This is a genomic window from Candidatus Hodarchaeum mangrovi, assembly GCF_975850365.1.
The window spans coordinates 1-22189 of the sequence record NZ_CDLCQJ010000004.1 but is presented as its reverse complement, the minus strand read 5'-3'; the positions used below and the strand labels follow the sequence as shown (position 1 = coordinate 22189).

Sequence of the window (22189 nt, the reverse complement as noted above, 5' to 3'; positions counted from 1 at the left end):
ATAGTTAGTGAATGCTTAATGGAAGTTCATATCTAATACTAAACAACTGATGGATCATTAGAATGAAGATACAAGATAACCAGACAAAAGAAGTCTTAAAAATTCGATTAATTGAAAGAATATTTCCTTTTCGCATTATAAGTGAGCTTGCTTTTAGAGAAGGAAATGCAAAACGCTTTTTTCGTCCAATCTTGACACTACATAAATGGTTTGCACGTAGATTAGGGACAATTTTTAGATCTATTCTAATTTTTTCTGCTATTCCTATTGATCATGATAATAAACGTGTAAATATCTCTGAAACAGAATTTTGGAATTTATTTTTACAAGAACACGATTTTTCAAACATGATGGTCTGTGATCCATTTATGGGAGGTGGAACAACACTGGTAGAAGGAATTCGTCTAGGATTTAAGATGATAGGAGGGGATTTAAATCCTGTGGCTTGGTTTACCGTCAAAAAGGAATTAGATCATGTTAATACAATACTTTTAGAAGAAGAATATAATAAGTTGGAACAAAAGATAAGTAAGAGACTTTTGAAGTATTATCAGACCCGTTGTGGTCAATGTAATGAAAATAATGCCCTAGCTATGTATTTTTTCTGGATTAGGGAGATAGATTGTGATTATTGTAATGAAAAGATTCCTCTATTTAGAAGTTTTATTCTTACATATGAAAAGGGTAAATCAAGAGCTAGTATCACAATTTGTAAGTATTGTGGATGTTTGGTAAAAGGGGATTTAAAAAATCAAATCCTTTGTTCTCGTTGTGGGAAATCTTACACACCTAATAGCTTTAATGCTAAACGAGGTAGATATATTTGTCCTAAATGTTTGTTTAAAGGGAAAATATCAAAATCTAAAGAAATGAAAACAAAAAGATTTTCTCGAAGAATGTATGCGATTGAATATTATTGTCCTAATTGCAGGAATAGAGACTTTAAAGTTCCAGATTCATCTGATTTTAAACTATATAATAATTGTGAGAAAGAATATGAAATTTTGAAAGATGATCTGCCTATACCTCAGCAAAAAATCCCTTGTGGCCTAAAAACTCAAGAATTACTGAACCATGAATATTATTATTTTAAAAATTTATTTACAAAAAGACAATTATTATGTCTAGGCTTATTATTAAAAGAAATTTTGACCATCAACGATCAAAATTTGCAAGAATTCTTTCTCTTAACACTTTCAACGGCCCTTGAATACAATAATCTACTTTGTGAATATCATCGTAAAAATCATTATATTTACAATCTTTTTCGTAAACATGCTTTTCCAGCCACACTCAATCCAGTTGAAAATAATGTTTGGGGGACAAAATATGGTACGGGGACTTTTAGAAATTTCATGTCAAAAACGATTAAAATCAAGAAATATTGTGAAAATCCATATGAAATTAAAGTTATTAATGGAAAATCGTCACGAATTAAAATGATTAGAACGATTGCTGCAAAAAATGTTCAATCATACTCCGAATTATTAGAGAATTCATCTGAATCTAAAGTATTTCTTTATTGTGGTTCTTCAAATAATATACCTCTTTTAACAGATACAATTGACTTAATAGTTACTGATCCTCCTTACTTTGACAATGTAATGTATGCTGAATTATCAGATTTTTATTTTGTGTGGCTTCGAATAGGTTTGAGCAGTTCTTATGATTTTTTCAAACCTGATTATACTCCAAAAATTCCTGAAGTGATTAAAAATATTAAACTCGAAAAAGATGATATTGACTATCAAAATCGTTTGAGAGACGTATTCCTAGAATGTAATAGGATCCTTAAACAAGAGGGATTATTAATTTTTACTTTTCATCATAAGCAAATGAAGGCTTGGGCATCATTAATTAAGAGTTTAGTCGAGAGTAGATTCTATATTGTGAATACATACCCTGTACTCTCTGAAATGAAAACAAGTACACAAATCCGTGGAACCAAAGGATTAGAGTTTGATATTATTTTTATTTGCCGAAAAATAATGTCCCAATTTAATGAAGGAGCAGATGGACATATAGAGTGGGATATATTGCTACAAAAAATTGAAGATCATTATTTAACTCGTCTCACGGCATTAACGCAAGGTAATAGTATAGAAATCTCAGAAAATGATCAACAAATTTTAAAAATAGGACTGGGTCTACAATGGATGACCCAATACTACCCAAATATTGTGAAAAACGGTAAGAAGCTACAGATAGATGAAATGCTATCATTGTTTGAATTTTAGAAGCATTATTCATATTTATTGTAGATCCACCGAGTTAGATACATGAATGGTGTATCAATCACCCCTAATATCCATTTAGTAATTAATTGCCCGAAAATAAGTGTAATTATAACGTTAAAAGGAAGAATTGGTCCTGTTACTAAGCTCAATGATTGAAGTATCCCATTCAACACCATTGGCAATAGTCCAAATGCTAGCGGTACAAAAATTATTGAATCCAAACTAAGACTCAAGATATCACTAAAAACATTCCGAATCCACAAGTATTTGTACCAATTTTCTTCTGAATTTTGATTTTTTAATCTTATCCATTTTCTAAATTGATCATAAATCCAAGCGTCAAATCGCTCACTAATTAAAAAGCTTATCCAAGAAGCAATTGTTATTGCAGGAACAACAGCAAAAGCCATTAATGGGTCGGGATCGTTTCCCCAACTCTCAGCTAGTGGTAATATTTGAGATGTTAAAAGCAAAACCACCATGATGACTTGACTAACAAGTGCAATCCATATCATTTGATAGACTGTTTTTCTTCCAAATTTCTCATTTACCATATCAGTTACTTGTAATGTAAAAGGAAAAACGATTACACCAGCTGGAGCAACTAAAGAAAAAAGTCCAAAATCAAACACTGATTGAGATTTAGCAGCAAAAAACTGAGCTAAAGTCAAAAAAAGAATGTAAATACCAATAAGACTATTTGCTGAATTAAATTTAGCGGTATGCCATGCACCAATTATAGAAACTACACCTAAAACAATAAATACAACAAAAGTTATAATTAATCCTTCTAGCATTTTGAATTATTCCTCAAATGTTTAGTTTGTTATTATTATACTTCATTTCCATTGATACGCCCATGTCGTCGATCGATTTCATCTAAATTGTCTAAGAGTTTTCTTAATGCAGTTCTTACAGCATCACTTAATGAAACAAACTTTTTATCATCTCCAATATGAATACTTAAATCATCCAGGATATGCTGTGGAACCTCTACACTAATTTTAGGCAATATAAAAGACTCCTCTCTTTTTTTGAAAAAAAAAATCTTATTTCTATATATTTTACTCTGGGAATATGATAAGGGGAGGATTAGAAGAGGTTTAAAAAAATAATTGATTTTATCAACTCTTATTTTTTGAATATGAATTAATGAAAAGATTCAACATATTTTCCCTCTGCTAAATTCTTTAAATCGGTTAAGGCGTTAATTGGGATTTCCTTTAATTTCGTAATTCCTTCTAGTTCAATTTTTATGTCATTTAATTGTTTTATGAAATGTCGTATAGTTTCATCATAATCTTTCACAAGATAAGCATCAATAGATTCAGCTATTGTCTGAAAAACTTCCAATCTTACCTCTGGAACATAAATAATTCCTTTTCTAACTAAATTAAAAATATATTTGAGATATTGGTCTGAATCCTTAGGATTTGAGATTCCAACCATAGTAAAAAGAAGATTTAAGGTTTGACGTACTAATGCATGAAAAAGGGAAACAATCATAATCTGCCAAGCTAATGCTTCAACTATATTGTTAGATTGGTCAAAAGACATACAAGAATATCAAACAAGATGATATTAAAAGTAGATCTTGACAATGCGTCATATAAAAAGCCTTATATAAAAAATGCAGCTCCGTTCTTTAATCAGTTTGAAAGAATCAGTATTAAATGAATAATAAGGCGAAAATCATGTTACCTAAGGTCTTTTTATTACTCCGAGAAAATTATACAAAGATGAATCCTCATCACGAAACATGGGAGCTTTGGATAAAACGAGAAAAGACCCCAAAGGAATTTTATGAAGTTGTTATCGGGACTATATTAGTTCAAAATACAAACTGGGGGAATGTAAGCCGTGCAATATCTGAATTAGAAAATATGGGGCTTTTTTCTTTCCAATCCATTATGGATAATGATCAAAGATATTTAGAGGAAGCAGTCAGATTTGCAGGATTCTATAAACAAAAATCAGAATATATAATTAATTTAAGTAGATTTTTGATTTCTCAAGGCTCTAAAACTCCCTCAAGAGAGTCGTTATTAAAAATAAAAGGAATTGGTAAGGAAACTGCTGATTCGATATTAGAATTTTGTTATGGGCAATCTATACCTATTGTTGGTACCTATACTAGACGTTTTCTGGCAAGATTCCTAGGAAAAGCTGAATTTTTAACCAAAAACTATGAAATTGTACAAAAATACATAGGTAGTGCATTTAATCAAGATTTTAAAGAATTTGGAAAGCTTCATGCATTAATAGTAGTTCATTCACAGAATGTCTGTCAAAAAAATAAACCAAAATGCCCAACCTGCTTTTTAAAAACAAAGTGTGTCTATTTTATGAAGAAAGAAGAAGATAATATCGTTGCTAATATTCAGAAACAAATACTGAAAAAGAAAAACTCAGAATGAGATTATTCTTCACGTAACTTTCGTTTAAGAACTTTCCCAACAATGTTTGTGGGGAGAGCTTTCCGAATTTCAATCTTGCTTGGTACTTTATATTTGCTTAAGCCTTTTTTTGCATATTCCATTAGTTCTTCTTCTGTGATAGTAGAATTCTCTTTTAAAACAACAAAGCATGATGGTTTTTCTCCTCTATATTCATCTGGAATACCAATAACTGCACAATTTTCAACACTAGGATGTTGAAAAAAGAATTCTTCAATCTCTCGAGGAAATATTTTGTATCCAGAAGCAATAATCATATCTTTTTTACGATCCTCAATATAGATAAACCCTTCTTTATCAATACGACCGATATCTCCTGTTAAAAAGAAACCTTGAGAATTCATGACATTTTCAGTCTCTTCTTTTTTATTCCAATAACCTTTCATTATTTGTGGGCCTTTTATTCCTAATTCTCCGATCTGATCAAATGATAAACGTTTTTCTTTATCCTCTGGATCAAATATGGCTACTTCAGTATCAGGAATTGGGATTCCTACAGAACCAATTTTTCGTTTAATTGGGGTATTTGCACTTGCGATAGGACTTGTTTCAGTAAGGCCCCACCCCTCAAGAATTGTTGTTCCACTGATTTCTTCGAATTTTCTCATAACTTCAACTGATAACGGTGCAGCAGCTGAAAGACAAAAATCAATAGATTTTAGATCATAATTATGAATCTTTGGATGATTAAGCAGAGCAATATATCCTGTTGGGACAAAGGGAAAGAAATTTGGCTTATATTTATCGATTAATTCTAGAAGCTCTGTAAAATTTCTTTCACGTGGATTTGGAACTAGGATAATTTCTGAAGCTAAAAAGATTGCAAAAACCATGCATATCGCATTCCCGAAGAGATGGAATAATGGAAGAGCTGCTAGAAATTTCAATTCTCCTTTAGGAGGCAATCCATTAAATAAGGGGATTATCCAATGATATGCGGCATAAAAATTTGTTGTAAGATTCCAATGTGTGAGCATAACTCCTTTTGCTGTTCCAGTTGTTCCTCCTGTATAGGGGATCATTGCAATATCTTCTTTTGGATCGATTTCTAGGACTGGTAATTCAAAATCGTTCATTTCCTTTAAAAAATCATCAAAGTAAAATTCTGAAGCTTTCAATTTTTCTATTCGACCAACTATAGATCCTATGTGTTTTTTAATTGTGGATAGATAGGGTTTAACGGAAGCAACGATGATATATTCTAATTGATCAAGGTTAGCTTTGACGATGCGTGTTTTTTCCAAATTACTGGGAGATGAAGTCTTTACATCAGTAGTTATTAAGATACGAGCTCCAGAATCACGAATATGATATTCTAATTCTTTAACTGAAAATAATATATTTAATGGTACAACAATTGCTCCCAATTTTTGACAAGCATAATAAGCGATAATAAATTCAGGGAAATTGGGGAGATAAAGGGCAATTCGATCACCTTTTCTTATATTAAGTCTTTTATAAAGATTCTTAGCAAAATTAGTAGATTTTTGATTTAATTCTCTATATGTTATCTTTGTTGTTTTAAAATTTTTTCCAGCGAGGAGAATTGCTGGTTTTTCAGGAAAATCTGTTGCACTTTCTACTAATGTATCAGAAATAGTTTTTAATGGGTATTCTAAGGTTTTAGGAACTCCTTTTGGATATGAGTTTAACCAAATTCCTTCTACTACCATTTATCAAACAACCTTATGATCCTTCTTTTTCATTTCTTAGATTGTATAAATAACAAAAAAACCTTTCGTGGAGCTGAAAATAGATACCAATGAGCTAATACAAATAGATCTTGACTATTTAAGTAGGAAAATGAGACCAACAAACTCAAGAATTTATAATCAAAAAAAAATTTTTTGAATAATTAATTTGAAATAGATATTGGAATTTTAAGGGTTCAATAAGTAAAAAAACTTGGATAGGATTGTGTTATAGTTCATAATTTCATATTTCTTGCTATACATTAATTTTTTGGGTTATTAGACTGAAATAATTTCAAATGTCACTTTTAAATGTAAATCATGAACAGATTTAGTTTCTGATTTTTTGTAGAATAAGATAATTTGCTGCAATAATTTTGCTTATAAATTCCTAAGAATTGATTAAATGAGAAGTAATTTCTTTTAGTCAAAGGAATTGTAGTTTATCTAGGTAAAGTTTAAATTCTGAATGAAAAAAATATATACACGACCCAAAAACCCAAAGGGTCAGCATTTTGACTATAAACGTTTATAGAAGGTGAATCAGATGGAAGAGAAAAAAGCTCAGCCTAAGAAAGAAGCTCCTAAAACTACCCCTAAAAAGAAATAAGCTCCCCAATACAACTTTAAATAGAAATTAGCTTCCTCCTAAGTAAAATATTCATTTTATACATTGGGTAAAGCAAGTTTGTTTTTAGTTCTGATTTAAATTTGGAGGGAGGGAGTTTTTTTCCTCCTTTCGATTCTTTTGATTTTTTGTTATTCTCTCTTTCCTTTAAACTAAATATATTATAATGTTTAAGGTCTTAAAATCATTATTATTGGAATAATTACTCCAAAGGGAGAAATTCCTGTCGTAAAATGTCCATTATGAGCAGATCAATATATTTTCCTTCAGAAAACCTCGCTTTTCTTCTTCTTCCAACTTCCTTGAAACCTACCTTGTTATAACATCTAATTGCACGTAGATTTGTTTCAAAAACTTGAAGTTCAATCGAATTAAGATTAAGCGCTTTAAATCCATAATCTAAAAGAAGTCTTAAAGCTTCGGTACCATGACCTTTAGAGCAAAAATCAGAATTGAAAATTACAATCCCAACTTCACCTCTTCGACTAATTTGGTCTGCAATCCGAAGTTCTATATTTCCAATATGCAGTTGCTCACTTAGAAGTTCAATAGCAAAGATATAAGATTCTCCTTTTTTTCGTCTTTCCCACGTTGATTTAATCCATTCAACTTCTTCTTCCAAAGAGTGAGGACTTATTGTTAGAAGAAATTTTTTTACTTCTTTTTTATTCCAATGCTTCATAAGCTCTTGGACATCTGCTAATTCAAGACCCCTTAAAGAAATATTTTTACCATTGATCATAATTAAATAATTTTTTTATATGTATTATAAATCAGGGTTATATTAGAAATGTTACTAGATGAATATATTATAGCAAAAAATCTTAAAGCTGATATTATTGAGCATAAAAAGTCCGTTAAAACCGTATCTGAAGCTATAGCTGCATTAAAGTGTAAGCCTGAAGATATAATAAAATCAATCGTTGTTCTATGTAAAGATAAGTATAAAATATCAACTTTCTATCTTATTTTATTACAAGGAAATAGAAAAATAAAGACCAAGAAAATTAAAGATATTTTAGGAATAAAAGATGTAGCTCTCGCTTCCCCTGAAGAAGTGGAAAACATAACTGGATATAACATTGGTGATATTCCTCCCATTAGTTTAACCATACCTGTTATCATCGATGAAATAGCTTTAAATAAAAATATTTTTTTTGGAGGAGGAGGAAAGTCAAATCGGAATTTAAAAATTTCATTAGATGAGCTACTAGATTGTACACACCCATTAATAGCAGATATTTCGATACCTTTGTAATTGGTGATAAAAATGAAACTAAAATGTTTAATTTTTGGTCATCAATTCAAACCAATAGGTGAGGGTACTTCTTTTGATCGAAATAAGACAATTGGTCAACATGAACATGATGGAGTTCGTCTTTATAAATGTTCAATATGTTCTAAACTAATCAAACAAGAAGAAAATTATTTTTAATCTTTTTTTTGATCTTTACTCATTAACAGGTAGCTTATAAGCATTTGCACGACGAATTCCCATTTTTGTAAGCCTATTTATAATCTGTTGTAACTCCAATTTTTTTAATTTTTCGCGATGTTCTGTAACCACAAGGTCCACAAAATAATCTTTCATCGCGGGTGCTAAATCAGTGATTACGGTTGGAGGAACTTTTTTCCATTGTCTAATAAATTTTTCCAAATGAAGTAACCGTCTTGGGTTATTTGTTACAAAGATATTATCTGTTGTAGTAATAAAATCCATTCCTGAGATGGAATGACTCCCATATACCAATCGTTCTGGATCTCCTCCAAAAAGTAATCTGCAATAAGTTACAATTACTGAAGAGAAAGCACTAATTAGTGCAGAATCTACCACAGGGTCATATTCTAAATAAATCTGAGCTCCTGAAATTGAATGTAATAGCCCCCAAGGTCGATCATCTCTGGATATATAGACATAAGATTCAAAAATTTTCTTCAATAGAGCATGGAAAAACAATAGCTCTTCTAAGGTTAGAGCAGAAAATGAACATTCACCATTTCCCACTGAGACCTTTTCTTGATCAAGAGTAACTGCTTCAAGAGCTTCTTGAAATAAACTATCAACAACTTTGGGATCTAGTTGCTTTTCATGAGTATAAAATTCAGAATAAATCACTGATGCAGATCCAGCTAAGATACTTCTTATCTCATCCAAGTGAGGGATTGAATCACTTTCAATAACTTGAACCTTTTGGATTAATCGGGTTGTAACTAAAGGATCTGAGATAACAAAATGATATCTATCTAACAGATTTACTAACATTATTTCTTTCGCTTTTGTTGGATGTGGACGGGGATATTTGAGACGAATTATTCCAATAGTTTCAGAATAAATTTCAGTCCCAAGTTTAGAGAGAGCTTGAATGAAATCTATGGTTTGAGTGATTTTTGGTTCAGCTATATCTCCATAATACCACATTACCTCTTGACTTTTTTCATCCACAAGGATTGCCCAATTATTAAGGTAAAGCCTTCGGTTATATGCTTTCAAATAGTAACCTCAATTCGATTTGAAATACAAGGAACTTAATAAAGATTTATGAATTTTAAAAATAGTTTACTATCAGTTTGATAGCTTCAAGATTTTTAAAATTATTTCTAACATCTCTTTCTCATGTCCATTTCGTTAAGCGGATTAATTTTAAGAATAAATTGGCTTTTAAAGGAAGATTAATATATAGAAATTATAATTTTTGAAAATTATTAGTTTATTTATCAAATATTTAATGGAGATCAGGGAATGGTCGAAACAGAGATCTTAATAGTAGGTGGTGGACCTGCAGGGATAATTTCAGCCATAACTGCAGCAAAACAGGGAAGAGAAGTGATTTTGGTTGATTCAAAGAGTTATCAAGAAATTGGGAATAAGGTTTGTGGAGATGCACTGAATCTTGAACCAATTAAGTTCTTAGAAAGAAATTTAGGAATACCACATCCAACAGGAAATGAAGTCGCTGATTTTGTTGAACGGGCTATTTTCAAATCACATAATGTCTCTTTTCCTCTATCAGGAGATGGGTATGTTTTGAATCGACATCCTTATGGACAACGATTATTAAAAATGGCTGAGGGGCTTGGAGTAGAGATCAAGGATAATACGAAGGTCATTAGTGCTCTCTATGACGATTTTTCAGTAAGGGGTGCAGTAGTTGTAGAAAAGGGAGGTGAAGGAATATTGTCTGAAATCCATGCAAAGATAACCATTGATTGTTCTGGTAGAAATTTTATAATTCGTAAAACTCTACCTGAGCGGCTTTTTCCATTCTTAGAAAAGCATTTGGAAAAACGAGACATCGCTGCAACATATAGAGAAATTATATCATTAAAGAATCAAGATCATCCGTACCATAATGAGCTTTACTTGATCTATGATGAAACTATTCCCGAACCTGGATACTTCTGGATTTTTAGTAAAGGAGAAAAACAGTTAAATGTCGGAATCGGGTGGTACATGGATAGAAAGTCTGATAGAGGAATGAAGGAGCTCTTCCGGGAAGTTTTGAATAAATATTATCCAGAGGGTACATATGAAGTTCTAGATAAAGGAGGAGGACAAATTCCAACTAGATACCCACTTACAAATGCCATTGTTCCAGGTTTTCTTACCGCTGGTGATGCAGCACTTCATGTAAATCCATTTACTGCCGAAGGTCACGGTCCAGCATTAATAGCTGGTTATTACGCAGGCGAAATTGCATCTAAGGCCATTGAAATAGATAAATATCATTCAGAAGAATTCTTATGGCAATATAATAATAAGATCATGAACCATTTTGGGTTAAGTCATATAAAAATTCAATTATTCTCCGAGGCACTAAAAAAAATCAAGGTTTCTGGTCTGGAGTTTTTAATACGTAGATCTATCCTTTCAAAAGATCAATTCATTAATATTCACTCGGGAAAGAAATTGGGGTTGTTTGAAATGGTTAAAATTGCGATCAAAGCCTTTCCCCGTTATGATATTTTATTAACAATTGCTAGAGTATCGAAAAGTACCCAAAAATTTGAAAAAATATTTTCCAACTATCCAAATGATCCAGAAAACTATCCAACTTGGAAAAATGACTTTGATATTGAAATGAACAAATTTCGTGATACTTATGAATGAGTCTAAGTTAGGATTATTAATAGTATTTTATTCTTATTGAACTTGAGATTGAGGAAATCTGGTTACAATAACGGTTCCTTGAGTCCAATCTTCTGGGATACGATTTAATATCTCAATATGGCCCCCAAAAGTATCTATCAAAGATTTAATAATGGTCATTCCTAATCCCGTTGCGTTTTTAGTTGGTTTCCAACCTTTATTAATCCTATTACGACGATCAAAAATCACTTCTTTAAGATTGGGGGGGATTCCTCTTCCATAATCTGTAATTTTGACATTTACATATTCTTGTTGGGTTGTAATATGGCTAATAAGAATATCAATTGTAACCTTCTCGCTAGGGGTGTATTTTATAGCATTTTGAATTATATTTAAATAAATCTCAGATATTAATTCATTACCTAAAATCCATGTTTTTTCAGATAATTTTTCAATGTTAATTTCAATAGATTTTTCGGGAAAGGATTTTTGGACTTCAGAGGCGCTTTTTCTAACAATATCATCAATATTAACTAGATATAAATCCTCTAGAGGATCCTCTAATAGACTTAACTCTCTAAGTCGGTTTAAGAGTGATATTGTACGTTCTGTGTTTGATTGTGCTATTTCCAAAAATCTTGAATTTGACGAATCCTTTAGTTCAGATTTTAAACCTTCTAATGCAAAATTAATAGTATTTAAATAATTTGGGACATCATGCCTAATGATATTTGTTATAAGAGTTCTGGTTGATATTATAGATTCCACCTGTTGATCACGATGTTTCTCTTCAGTTATATCCCTCATCAATTCTAGCGAGGTTATTTCTCTTTGAAATACAATTGGAATAGCGATAATCCTATACCATTTTCCATCTATTAAACTTCGGTCTTCTTTTGTCTGAGGTACCATATTTTGTAAACTGTCAATTGCTGTGCAATGTGGACATGGGCTATCACGACCGAAATTAACCTTGTAGCATTTTTGACCTACACGATCACCTTTGAGTTTAAGTGTATGTTCATCCTCCCATAAAATATTTCCATGAATATCTTTCAACTGAATAATATACCCTGAAGGGATAAAAACTAACTTGGTTAACTTTCTTAGATCCTCAAATGATAAAATATCTGGCGTTTCATCCAAAAAAGATGGAATAACTTCTTTCATTGGGACATCCATTCAGATTAAGGGATTTATTAAATTTGATTGAATAGCATAATAAAAATGATTGGGAACTTTATTCATAATAATTGTAATCTGAAAGTAAAAAGAACCATAAGTTAATTTGTGGTTTTTACTGTAGAATTTGAGTTTGTAGAACTATGGTTTTGGCTATTAAGAACTTCTTTGAGGAAATGACCAGTAGGGCAATCGACTTGAGCTATTTCTTCTGGAGTTCCCGTTGCAAGTATCAATCCACCAGCATCTCCCCCTTCGGGACCTAATTCAATTATCCAATCACTTGTTTTAATGACATCAAGATTGTGTTCGATAACACAGACGGTATTTCCTTCTTCGACAAGCCGTCTTAAAACAGAAAGAAGATATGAAATATCGTGAGTTGATAATCCAGTTGTTGGTTCATCCAAGATGTAAAACGTTTGACCAGTTGATCTTTTTGATAATTCTTTTGCTAATTTGACTCTTTGAGCCTCCCCTCCACTAAGTGTAGTAGCTGGTTGTCCAATTTGAATATATCCAAGTCCAACATCAACAATTGTCTGAAGCTTTTGTTGAATATTAGGAATGTTTTCAAAAAAGGTTAATCCTTCTTCAACAGTCATAGTTAGTATATCAAAGATATTTTTACCTTTATAACGGATTTCTAAGGTTTCTATATTGTATCTTTTCCCCTTACAATCATCACATGTAATCCAAACATCAGGAAGGAAAGAAAGCTCAATTTTTATCTGGCCACCTCCCCTACAGGTTTCACAACGGCCTCCTTTTACATTGAAACTGAATCTTCCTGGTTTGTAGCCTCTTACTTTAGCTTCTTTTACATTTGCAAATAAGGAACGAATAGGATCCCAAACACCAGTATAAGTAGCTGGGTTACTTCGTGGAGTCCTCCCAATAGGACTTTGATCTATATTGATTACCTTATCGACAAAATCAAGACCACCAAATTTATCATGAATGCCTACCTTTACTTTTGATTTATGTAGATATTTCATTAATCCTTTATAAAGCGTATCGTTCATCAAAGTTGATTTTCCCGATCCAGATACTCCAGTAATACATATAAAACGGCCTAAAGGAAATTCAGCATCAATATGCTTAAGGTTATTCTGAGCTGCTCCAAATATGCGAATAGCTTTTCCATTTCCTATGATTCTGAATTTAGGTATCTCGATTTTTTTCCTTCCAGATAAATATGAACCAGTAATAGAATCTGAGGTATTCATTATCATTTCAGGTGAACCTTGTGCAACTAAAGTTCCACCATGGATTCCAGGTCCTGGTCCTAAATCAATGATATGGTCAGCAGCTAGAATTGTTTGGTGATCATGCTCTACGCAGATGACCGTATTTCCTATTGATTTTAAATTTTGGAGGGAGAGAAGTAATTTATTTTGATCTCTTGAATGTAATCCAATACTAGGTTCGTCTAAAACATATGTCACACCAACAAGAGCTGATCCGATTTGAGTTGCCAATCGAATTCTCTGAGATTCTCCTCCACTTAATGTCATAGATGTTCTATCTAAAGTCAGATAAGGTAAACCAACAGAGATTAGAAACTCGAGTCGTGCTTTTATTTCACGAAGGATATTCTTCGCAATTTTTTTCTCAGTTTTTGAAAGTTTAGTTTTCAGCTCTTTTATCCAATTCTGACACTTTTCAACCGTCATCTCTGAAATATCTATGATGTTCTTGTCAAGAATAGTAACTGCAAGAGATTCTGGCCTTAATCTTTTCCCATTACATATATCACATATGTCTCTTCGCATATACGATTCATAATACCTTCTTGCTGCATCACTATTAGTTTCTTGATATCTTCGCCAAATATTGTTTATAATCCCCTCGTGGATATGATTTTTTGACTCCCATCGGCTCCTTTCAGACTCAAAAACGACACTCATAGCTTGGTTAGATCCATAGAGTAATCTTTGTAAAACATTTTCAGGAAGATCTTTAATTGGAATGTCAACTGAAAAATCTGTCCATGCTTTTTCCAATGAAGTATAATAAGCATATCTCCAAGTTCCTGGTTTCATAGGTTTCTCCATTATGCCTCCCTCACGAAATGAAAGGTCAGAATTAGTAATAATTAAATCTGGATCAATTTTCAGTGTAGTACCTAACCCTTGACAATTCGAACAATGACCCCAAGGAGAATTAAAACTGAAATTTCGTGGTTTTAATTCTTCAAATGATAGTTGACAATCAGGACATGCATAATTTTCAGAGAAGAAGAAATCCTCATCGTTATCTGGTCTTTCTTCATTAAGTTTTGTAATAACTCCTACTCCTTCTCCTAGCTCAAGTGCCTGTTCAATAGCTTCAATAAGTCGCTTACGAATAGTTGAGTTTATAATTAACCGATCTACAACAACTTCAATAGTGTGAAGCTTATATCGATCTAATTTAGGTGGATCAGATAACTCATATTCTGTTCCATCAACACGGACTCGAGCAAAACCCATTTCTTGGAGATTTTCCCATTGAGTATGATGAGTTCCTTTTTTACCTCGAATAATTGGAGCTAAAACCTTAATTCGAGTTCCTTCATCCCATGTAAGGAGAGTTTTCACAATACTTTGAGGTGTTTGAACTCGTAATTCTTTTCCACATGAGGTACAATGGGGAATACCGATATTTGCATATAATAAACGTAAGTAGTCAAAAATTTCAGTTTGAGTCCCTACAGTTGACCGTGGGTTTCTGCTTGTAGTTTTTTGTTCAATCGAAACAGCTGGTGATAATCCTTCGATTAAATCGACATCAGGTTTTTCCATTCGTCCTAAGAATTGTCGTGCGTAGGCACTGAGGGATTCAACATATCTTCGTTGGCCTTCTGCAAAGATAACATCGAACGCAAGACTTGATTTTCCGCTTCCACTGACGCCTGTGATGACTATAAGTTGGTTTCTTGGAATTTTAACAGTTAAATTCTTTAAATTGTGAACTCGAGCATTTTGAACGTAAATAAAATCGTTAGGAGAAGATGTCAATGCAAATTATTCCTTTTGTGGTAATTTTTTCCTTAAAATATTATATTATGTTACCTTTTTAAAACCTCAGGAGGTGGCAAGATTATCTTATTAATTTATTAATATTGCATGTTTTAATAAATAAAGCACCTAAACAGTATGTAAATAGCTATATAAGTCTATTTTGACAATAAATGGGAAAATAAAGCACTTTTGCTATATTTTTTCAGGAGATTATCTCAGTTTAATTAACTAGCTCATACCAATTTCAAAATAATAATCAAATAATTGAGGATTTAAAGAGAATAATTTGTTATCAAAGAAACCAGCAAGTACCTAGAATTAAAAGAGAAAACCAATTTAACCCTTAATACGTATTCTAAGAAGGTAATGAAACTGAGACATGGATTGGGGAATACAAATCAATAAATGAGAGAAAATATATTTGGATCATTACTTTTCTTAATGATCGTAACTAAGTTTCTATTGTTGAGGAAATTTTTAAAGTGAGTGATGGATCTATAGTTAACATCATTCCAAGCTTAAAATTTTTGTGTCCTTTCTTATCTTATTTCCACTTCCCCATTTTAGAAAAAAAACGTAATTAAGGCCTTTTTCTCTCTTTTTTCTTGAAGAAAGTTTGTTAAATATATTGGTTATCAAATAAATAACACTTTTAGTAATATAGTTTTCCATAAAATTTAATTTTATAAAATAAATATTAATTTCCCAATAATAAGAGATATAATTTTTCTTAACAGAACTTCTATTCCTTTAATAAGCAAAAATTTGAAACAAGCAATTTATATAAAAAATATAATTAACAAATTTACCAGAAAACCTAAGCTTAAAAGCCTAGAATAGGATGATCTTTTTATGTCACTCGTCCCTGATTCCTCACAAGAAACTCCAGCTGGATTTTGGAGATGGCTTTTAGGTCATCTAGCAGCAAATCCGTTAATAATAGGAATAGTTGTATTTGGAACTGGATTAACAATTTTTGTCCGTGCAGCTATTCCCATTCTATTAGGACAAGCTTTGGATGTTGCTATAATAGACCTCAATGATCTCTATACTAATCAAGAACAGATTGAAATTCTTCAAAACTTTGTTACAACAATTTTTATTATAGCTTTAGTTCAATTCATTATCTCATTAGCCACAACCATTTCAAATGAATGGCTTTCATGGTCAGCTCAGCGAAGAATTCGAGAAGAATTTTTTAATTCAATGCAAAATAAACCATTGAAGTTTCATGACTCCGTTAGAACAGGAGAATTAATGGCTCTAGCAACGAATGACCTTGGACAGGTTGGAGGCATGATTAGTCCAGGGTTTAGTATGATGTCGGATGTATTTATCTCAATAATAATTTCTTTGTTCTTAGTGATTGGAGTAATGAATGCTCCTCAATTAATCGTTTTAGCTACGCCATTTTTTATTGTGTACGTTTGGGCTGTCTTTGCTTATAATAAAAAAATGGCTCCGATTAGTTATACTTTTATGCGTAAATGGGGAGCAATTGCGACTGCAGTTCAAGACAATATCACTGGAGCAGAAGTTGTAAGAGCTTTTGCTGAAGAGACCTATGAACGAAATAAATTCATGCAATATGTATTGGATTTTAGAGAAACATGGTTTAAAAGGCAAATAATCCAAGCACGATATTTTCCAACACTTGTATTATTTTCAGCTATAGGATTTTCAGTTTTTATCGGTTCATTATTTGTGGCAAACAATGAATTGACTATAGGAAATATTGTTGCATTTAATGGGCTTCTTTTTACACTACTAGGACCCACTTATGTTATATCGTTTGCAGTGACGATATTCAACGGAGGATTGGCAGGTGCACGACGGATCTTTTCTATGGAAATGAAAGAAGCAGGAGAAGATATTGGTGAAGTAAAGAATGGACAGCTAAAGACAATTCAAGGAAACATCGCATTTGAGAATGTTTCATTTAAATATCCTACAAGTAAAAAATGGATTTTAGAGAATATATCTTTACACATTGCACCAGGACAAACTATAGCTATTGTCGGACCTACAGGATCGGGAAAATCATCACTAACAAAACTATTATTAAGATTATATGATTATAAAGGGAGAATAACGATTGATGGAATCGATATTAAAGAAATGTCATTAGAATTTCTACGCAAAAGCATAGGAAGGATCGAGCAAGATATATACTTATTCCCAAGAAGTGTTAAGGAAAATATTGCTTTTGGAGCTCGAAATGCTTCTCAAGCTGAAATAGAAAAAGCTGCTCAGATGGCACAGGCTCATAATTTTATAGTTAATGATTTACCAAAAGGATATGAGACAAATGTAGGTGAAGGGGGTAGCCAATTGTCAGGAGGTCAACGACAACGAATTGCTTTGGCAAGAACATTTCTAACTAATCCTAGAATTCTAATCCTAGACGATAGTACCTCATCAGTAGATTCGAAAACAGAAGAGGAAATCGTCAAAGCAATTCATACAGTAAGTCAAGGAAGAACAACGTTTGTTATAACCCATCGATTATCAACCATTCGCTCTGCAGACTGTGTAATTGTAATCAAGGGATCAAAAATTGTTGCCCGTGGACATCATTCGAGATTAATTCACACAAGTCCTGATTATCGGCGAATATTTGGAAAGAATGTCGATCTCCCTCCTCTTCAAGAAATTAGTCCTAGTACACCTGCCATAGGAGGTTTAAAATAATGGGATGGATTTTTGAAGGTTTAGAAAGAGAAGATCAGGAAAGAAAATATACTGATAAGGAATTAATCATTCGTTCATGGAAGAGACTGGCTCCGTACAAACGTCCAATAGCTATCTCAACTTTATCTATGATTCTTTTAACATTTACAGGATTAGCTGGCCCATTAATCTTTGGGGTTATTATTGATGCCTTAAAAGTTAGGGATCCATTTAATGCTATTTTTATTTTCCTTTTAATAGGGGGAATTGGTTATACTATACTTTCTGTCCTTAATTGGGTGGGAGACTACATTATCAGTATCCAAGTCGCGAATTTAGTTCCTGATTTTATGGTTACCCTCCGAGGAGATATCTTTGATGCATTTCAACGTCAAGATATGAAGTTTTTTGACCAAAATCGAAGTGGACGCTTGAACTCCCGCGTTTCAGCTGATGCAGCAGATTATGGAGGGGCAGTTTCGATCGTAATGACTGTAGTTGGTCATTTTTTAACTTTAATTTCCGTATTTATTGTACTTGCAATCATTAATCTTCCTTTAGCAGTATTATCAGCGTTAGTTGTTCCCATTCTTCTTGTTGCAAGTTTTCTCTTCCGAAAAATAGCAAGGACAACGAGTATGAGTTTTCGTCGTGCTCATGCCTCAGTTAACGCAGCTATGGCTGAATCGGTTGATGGAATTACCGTCAGCAAATCATTTGGTGTAGAAGCTGAAACTCTAGCTGAATTTAAAGAGATTAATCAAAAACACTTCCTTGCTGGTTTTCGAAGGGGAATTTCAATGATGGGTTTCTTTCCCTTTGTTAGTTTGCTTTCAGCAATAGGCATGGTAGTTATCTTATTCATTGGAGGAAATAATGCAATTTTGGGTTTTAGTATTTCCGCAGGAACTCTTTATGTTTTCATCTCTTATCTTGATCGGTTCTTTTTCCCTGTTACTCAGTTAGTGAACTTCTATGCCCAAATCCAAGCAGGTTTTGCAGCCTACGAGCGAATTCTTCAAGTTATCGATAGCAAACCTGAGGTTCAAGATCTAGGGGATTTAGAGGTCGATCAGATTCAAGGAAAAATCGAATTTCAAAACATTGATTTTGAATATGTTAAAGGTACTCCAGTTTTACGAAATTTCTCCTTGATTATCAATCCAGGTGAGAAACTCGCCATTGTAGGAGAAACTGGAGCAGGTAAAACCTCAATAATTTCAATTCTTTCTCGGTTTTACGATTTTCAAAATGGGAAAATTCTCGTTGATGGAATAAACATCCGGGATATTAAACTTAAATCCTATCGTAGTCATCTTGGAATTGTACTTCAAACTCCTTTCCTCTTTAACGGAACTATTGAGGAGAATATTACGTATGGACGACGAGACGCGTCTCCTGAAGATTTTCAACGAACGTTAGAAATTTCTCGGGTTAATGAGATATTAGAGTATGTAAAAGACGGACTGCAAACACAAGTGGGTGAAGGAGGCGGCTTGTTAAGTACAGGACAAAGACAACTAGTTAGCTTCGCGAGAGCATTACTCGCTGATCCTAAGATTTTAATTCTTGATGAAGCTACATCCTCTGTAGACGCGTATACTGAGTCAATCATTCAGGAATCCCTTGAAGAATTGATGAAGGGAAGAACTTCCATTGTGATTGCTCACCGCCTTTCTACCGTTAAGAATGCAGATCGTATTATTGTGCTCGAAAAAGGTAAAATTATCGAAGAGGGAAATCATGAGGCCCTTTTAGCCCAAGAAGGGACATATGCCAACCTCTATAATACTTACTTTAAGCATCAAGAGGTCACTTGGGCTCCAGAAGCAATATTGACCGAACCAGTAACTGCTACTGCTCCACCTCCTTAATAAAATTAAGTTTATTGGTTTAAAGTGAATCTGAAGACTGTTTCAGGGTCCCCCTTTTATTTAATTTTATGATATGATGTAATTATTCCTTAATTGAAACACTTTATGCAATTTTTCAAGGCTTATATTAAAATCAGATATAATTTTTGTGAATAAACCTTATGATCAGAATGTTTTTTAGAAAATTGTCCAATAAAAGATATGAAAAGGGATTGTCTAATGATACCTGAGTTACTGAACGATCTGATAGCTATTCCTGGCCAAAGCGGTCATGAATCTCGAATACGGAACTATCTGTGCTCAAAATTTCGTGATTATAGTGCAATAAAATTAGATAGATTGGGTAGTGTGATCTGTCATATTACAGGTAAGAAGAATTCCTCCCAAAAAAAACAGATAATGATTTCCGCTCACATGGATACTTGTGGATTTATTGTGCACAGTGTACAATCTAATGGGATGGTAAAAGTAGTTTCATTTGGTTATAACGACGTGAACGCATGTCATTTGCAACTTGTAGGGATTCAAACCCCCAAAAAGATGATTACTGGACTTATGTATGCATCAAAAAGCGGAGAAGAATCTTCATTTGAAATTGACACTGGAACTCAAACGGAATTAAAATTCATAAGTCCAGGAGACCCTGTCCATTTTCTTAATAATCCCTATTTACTTGGGGATCCATCAGAGAATATTATCTGCTCACCTAGATTAGATAATAGAATAGGTGTTTTCGAGCTACTTCTTTTAGCAAATCATTTAGTATCTCACCCTCCTTCTCACGATATTTATTTAGTGGGGACAGTTGAGGAGGAAGTTGGAGCACGAGGGGCAAAGACCGCTGCTCAAACAATTAAGCCAGATATTGCTATTGTTCTTGATGCTACATATCACATGTATCCTGTTGAAATTGGGAAGGGTCCTGTAATAACACTTTCAGATAAAGCTGTTGTTCTTCCAACCCAAATACGAGATTATCTACTAGAATTAGCTGAATCTCATTCAATTGCTCTTCAAACGGAAGTATGGAACATTGGAGCAACAGATGCGACAACTATTCGAACTGTTGAGCAAGGTGTACCCACAATACCTATTTTGACAGCAATTAAAAATGCTCATACACCAGGAGAAATAGTCTGTCTAAGTGATTGCTACGATAAAGTGACTTATATTATAGCATTAATTGAGAAAATTGAAGCTGTAATGGAATTATTTGAACAAGTTTGACTTATAATATTGATATCTTACAAAGGAATAATTATAATTTTCATTATATTTGAAATAATTATCAAAAAAATATGGATTTTCTTACATATATCAGTTTTAAAAATATACTAAATCAATAATAGTCTAATTAAGAGAATATTGACTGGCAAAATTCAGTAAGAACCTTATTAAAAGCACGTGGATGTTCATGAGAAATTCCATGATCAGCAGGAAATACCCCGATTTTAGCATGGGGAGGTAAATAGTCTCTAAGAACATTAAATGAAATTCTAGGATTTACTGTATCTCTGTTTCCATAAAGTAATAAGATTGGTTGTTGAATTTCTGATATTTTAGTTAAAAAATCTTTCGACCGTCTTAATTTGATCTTAGTGTCAAAAAAGGTCATTTGGTTTTGTAAAATCTTCACAATAGTCCATACTTTACTACTAAATGAACTTTTCTTCTTTCCTGAACGTTTTTCTTTCGATGAGGGCGACCATGCACGGGTAGTTTCACTGATAAAAGGACGTGGACTTAAAAGTAGTAATCCTTTCACATCTTCAGGCCATAGAAGAGTATATTGTAAAATTAGTCCAGCTCCAACACTATATCCTACTAAAATCGGCTTATCTATTAATTGTAACTCTTGAGTTAACAGAATTCTGAGATCCTGAATAATTTTTGAAGTAGGATGTGATTCCACAATTTTAGTGTTTGATCTTCCAAATCCTCTAAGGTCTGGTGCAATTAATTGAAACTGTGATTGGAGAGAGGGATTAAAGATTTGGTCTCCCCAATGTGACTTAGCACTTCCTAGATAACCGTGGATAAAAACAATAGGTTTTCCTTGTCCTTTAGAGTAGTAATATGTTCTATACCCGTTATTTGAAATATATGGCACGAATTGGTAATCTCCAAGTAAATAGGTTAATTTTTTGATGTTATTTTTAGTTTAATATGGAAATTAAGGTAAATTCAAAGTTAATTAAGTATTCCCACCTATGTTGATTTCGAGCCTAAAATTGCCCAATAAATAAGAATAATTCCTAAACTGAGAGAAAATATATTGATAACAACATTAAAAACGTCATATGAATAAATATTTTGTTGAATATTAAAGCTAATATCAATTAATCCTAGAAAAACAAGT

17 protein-coding genes are annotated in these 22189 nt (G+C 32.6%); 8 read left to right on the top strand and 9 right to left on the bottom strand.

Annotated elements, in window-relative coordinates:
- Positions 1 to 62 precede the first annotated feature (62 nt).
- On the top strand, positions 63 to 2237 hold the full coding sequence (locus ACWVCY_RS00525; protein WP_455139381.1) for a DNA methyltransferase: 2175 nt from the start codon (positions 63 to 65) through the stop codon (positions 2235 to 2237).
- A gap of 5 nt (positions 2238 to 2242) precedes the next feature.
- Here ACWVCY_RS00525 and ACWVCY_RS00520 read toward each other — a convergent pair whose 3' ends face one another.
- The 3 genes from ACWVCY_RS00520 to ACWVCY_RS00510 all read right to left on the bottom strand — a co-directional run bounded on the left by ACWVCY_RS00520 (position 2243) and on the right by ACWVCY_RS00510 (position 3794).
- Positions 2243 to 3034, bottom strand: coding sequence for a queuosine precursor transporter (locus ACWVCY_RS00520; RefSeq protein ID WP_455139379.1), 792 nt, complete (start codon positions 3032 to 3034; stop codon positions 2243 to 2245).
- Positions 3035 to 3069: 35 nt separating this feature from the next.
- Positions 3070 to 3249, bottom strand: a complete 180-nt coding sequence (locus ACWVCY_RS00515; protein ID WP_455139377.1) for a CopG family transcriptional regulator — start codon at positions 3247 to 3249, stop codon at positions 3070 to 3072.
- Between the two features lie 137 nt (positions 3250 to 3386).
- Complete coding sequence (locus tag ACWVCY_RS00510; RefSeq protein ID WP_455139375.1) at positions 3387 to 3794, bottom strand: hypothetical protein; 408 nt, start codon at positions 3792 to 3794, stop codon at positions 3387 to 3389.
- A gap of 116 nt (positions 3795 to 3910) precedes the next feature.
- On the opposite strand from ACWVCY_RS00510, the gene ACWVCY_RS00505 reads away from it, so the two are divergent.
- Entirely contained in the window at positions 3911 to 4654 is a 744-nt protein-coding gene (locus ACWVCY_RS00505; protein WP_455139373.1) for a hypothetical protein, read from the top strand.
- A gap of 2 nt (positions 4655 to 4656) precedes the next feature.
- On the opposite strand, the gene ACWVCY_RS00500 is transcribed toward ACWVCY_RS00505, so the two are convergent.
- Both ACWVCY_RS00500 and ACWVCY_RS00495 read right to left on the bottom strand, forming a co-directional pair.
- Positions 4657 to 6366, bottom strand: coding sequence for a long-chain-fatty-acid--CoA ligase (locus ACWVCY_RS00500; RefSeq protein WP_455139371.1), 1710 nt, complete (start codon positions 6364 to 6366; stop codon positions 4657 to 4659).
- A gap of 848 nt (positions 6367 to 7214) precedes the next feature.
- Positions 7215 to 7754, bottom strand: coding sequence for a GNAT family N-acetyltransferase (locus ACWVCY_RS00495; RefSeq protein ID WP_455139369.1), 540 nt, complete (start codon positions 7752 to 7754; stop codon positions 7215 to 7217).
- A 48-nt stretch (positions 7755 to 7802) separates the two neighbouring features.
- Here ACWVCY_RS00495 and ACWVCY_RS00490 point away from each other — a divergent pair, with 48 nt between their 5' ends.
- Together ACWVCY_RS00490 and ACWVCY_RS00485 are read left to right on the top strand one after the other, a co-directional pair.
- On the top strand, positions 7803 to 8270 hold the full coding sequence (locus ACWVCY_RS00490; RefSeq protein ID WP_455139367.1) for an aminoacyl-tRNA deacylase: 468 nt from the start codon (positions 7803 to 7805) through the stop codon (positions 8268 to 8270).
- 12 nt (positions 8271 to 8282) lie between these two features.
- Positions 8283 to 8447, top strand: coding sequence for a hypothetical protein (locus ACWVCY_RS00485; RefSeq protein ID WP_455139365.1), 165 nt, complete (start codon positions 8283 to 8285; stop codon positions 8445 to 8447).
- Between the two features lie 15 nt (positions 8448 to 8462).
- Here the strand turns inward: ACWVCY_RS00485 and ACWVCY_RS00480 are convergent, their stop codons facing one another.
- Complete coding sequence (locus ACWVCY_RS00480; RefSeq protein ID WP_455139363.1) at positions 8463 to 9503, bottom strand: hypothetical protein; 1041 nt, start codon at positions 9501 to 9503, stop codon at positions 8463 to 8465.
- A 249-nt stretch (positions 9504 to 9752) separates the two neighbouring features.
- Here ACWVCY_RS00480 and ACWVCY_RS00475 point away from each other — a divergent pair, with 249 nt between their 5' ends.
- Positions 9753 to 11120 carry an NAD(P)/FAD-dependent oxidoreductase gene (locus ACWVCY_RS00475; protein WP_455139361.1) on the top strand — a complete coding sequence of 456 codons (1368 nt, stop codon included), beginning with the start codon at positions 9753 to 9755 and terminating at the stop codon, positions 11118 to 11120.
- Positions 11121 to 11153: 33 nt separating this feature from the next.
- Here ACWVCY_RS00475 and ACWVCY_RS00470 read toward each other — a convergent pair whose 3' ends face one another.
- Both ACWVCY_RS00470 and uvrA read right to left on the bottom strand, forming a co-directional pair.
- Positions 11154 to 12269: a sensor histidine kinase gene (locus ACWVCY_RS00470; RefSeq protein ID WP_455139359.1), complete on the bottom strand. Its 1116-nt coding sequence runs from the start codon at positions 12267 to 12269 to the stop codon at positions 11154 to 11156.
- Between the two features lie 113 nt (positions 12270 to 12382).
- Complete coding sequence (gene uvrA, locus ACWVCY_RS00465; protein WP_455139357.1) at positions 12383 to 15283, bottom strand: excinuclease ABC subunit UvrA; 2901 nt, start codon at positions 15281 to 15283, stop codon at positions 12383 to 12385.
- Positions 15284 to 16138: 855 nt separating this feature from the next.
- On the opposite strand from uvrA, the gene ACWVCY_RS00460 reads away from it, so the two are divergent.
- From ACWVCY_RS00460 to ACWVCY_RS00450, 3 genes are all read left to right on the top strand, one after another.
- Positions 16139 to 17977, top strand: a complete 1839-nt coding sequence (locus ACWVCY_RS00460) for an ABC transporter ATP-binding protein (RefSeq protein WP_455139355.1) — start codon at positions 16139 to 16141, stop codon at positions 17975 to 17977.
- A complete protein-coding gene (locus ACWVCY_RS00455) occupies positions 17977 to 19830 on the top strand; it encodes an ABC transporter ATP-binding protein (protein ID WP_455139353.1) in 1854 nt (617 codons plus the stop codon). The genes ACWVCY_RS00460 and ACWVCY_RS00455 overlap by 1 nt, the downstream gene beginning before the upstream one ends.
- 219 nt (positions 19831 to 20049) lie before the next feature.
- Entirely contained in the window at positions 20050 to 21057 is a 1008-nt protein-coding gene (locus ACWVCY_RS00450) for a M42 family metallopeptidase (RefSeq protein WP_455139351.1), read from the top strand.
- Positions 21058 to 21184: 127 nt separating this feature from the next.
- On the opposite strand, the gene ACWVCY_RS00445 is transcribed toward ACWVCY_RS00450, so the two are convergent.
- Complete coding sequence (locus ACWVCY_RS00445; RefSeq protein ID WP_455139349.1) at positions 21185 to 21940, bottom strand: alpha/beta fold hydrolase; 756 nt, start codon at positions 21938 to 21940, stop codon at positions 21185 to 21187.
- Between the last annotated feature and the right edge of the window lie 249 nt (positions 21941 to 22189).

Bases quoted from the DNA above. Each gene is read 5' to 3' on its own strand.
- ACWVCY_RS00450 (WP_455139351.1), top strand. From the start codon at position 20,050: ATGATACCTGAGTTACTGAACGATCTGATAGCTATTCCTGGCCAAAGC.
- ACWVCY_RS00495 (WP_455139369.1), bottom strand. From the start codon at position 7,754: ATGATCAATGGTAAAAATATTTCTTTAAGGGGTCTTGAATTAGCAGAT.
- ACWVCY_RS00510 (WP_455139375.1), bottom strand. From the start codon at position 3,794: ATGTCTTTTGACCAATCTAACAATATAGTTGAAGCATTAGCTTGGCAG.
- ACWVCY_RS00520 (WP_455139379.1), bottom strand. From the start codon at position 3,034: ATGCTAGAAGGATTAATTATAACTTTTGTTGTATTTATTGTTTTAGGT.
- ACWVCY_RS00525 (WP_455139381.1), top strand. From the start codon at position 63: ATGAAGATACAAGATAACCAGACAAAAGAAGTCTTAAAAATTCGATTA.
- ACWVCY_RS00460 (WP_455139355.1), top strand. From the start codon at position 16,139: ATGTCACTCGTCCCTGATTCCTCACAAGAAACTCCAGCTGGATTTTGG.
- ACWVCY_RS00490 (WP_455139367.1), top strand. From the start codon at position 7,803: ATGTTACTAGATGAATATATTATAGCAAAAAATCTTAAAGCTGATATT.
- ACWVCY_RS00500 (WP_455139371.1), bottom strand. From the start codon at position 6,366: ATGGTAGTAGAAGGAATTTGGTTAAACTCATATCCAAAAGGAGTTCCT.
- ACWVCY_RS00475 (WP_455139361.1), top strand. From the start codon at position 9,753: ATGGTCGAAACAGAGATCTTAATAGTAGGTGGTGGACCTGCAGGGATA.
- ACWVCY_RS00485 (WP_455139365.1), top strand. From the start codon at position 8,283: ATGAAACTAAAATGTTTAATTTTTGGTCATCAATTCAAACCAATAGGT.
- ACWVCY_RS00505 (WP_455139373.1), top strand. From the start codon at position 3,911: ATGAATAATAAGGCGAAAATCATGTTACCTAAGGTCTTTTTATTACTC.
- ACWVCY_RS00470 (WP_455139359.1), bottom strand. From the start codon at position 12,269: ATGAAAGAAGTTATTCCATCTTTTTTGGATGAAACGCCAGATATTTTA.
- ACWVCY_RS00455 (WP_455139353.1), top strand. From the start codon at position 17,977: ATGGGATGGATTTTTGAAGGTTTAGAAAGAGAAGATCAGGAAAGAAAA.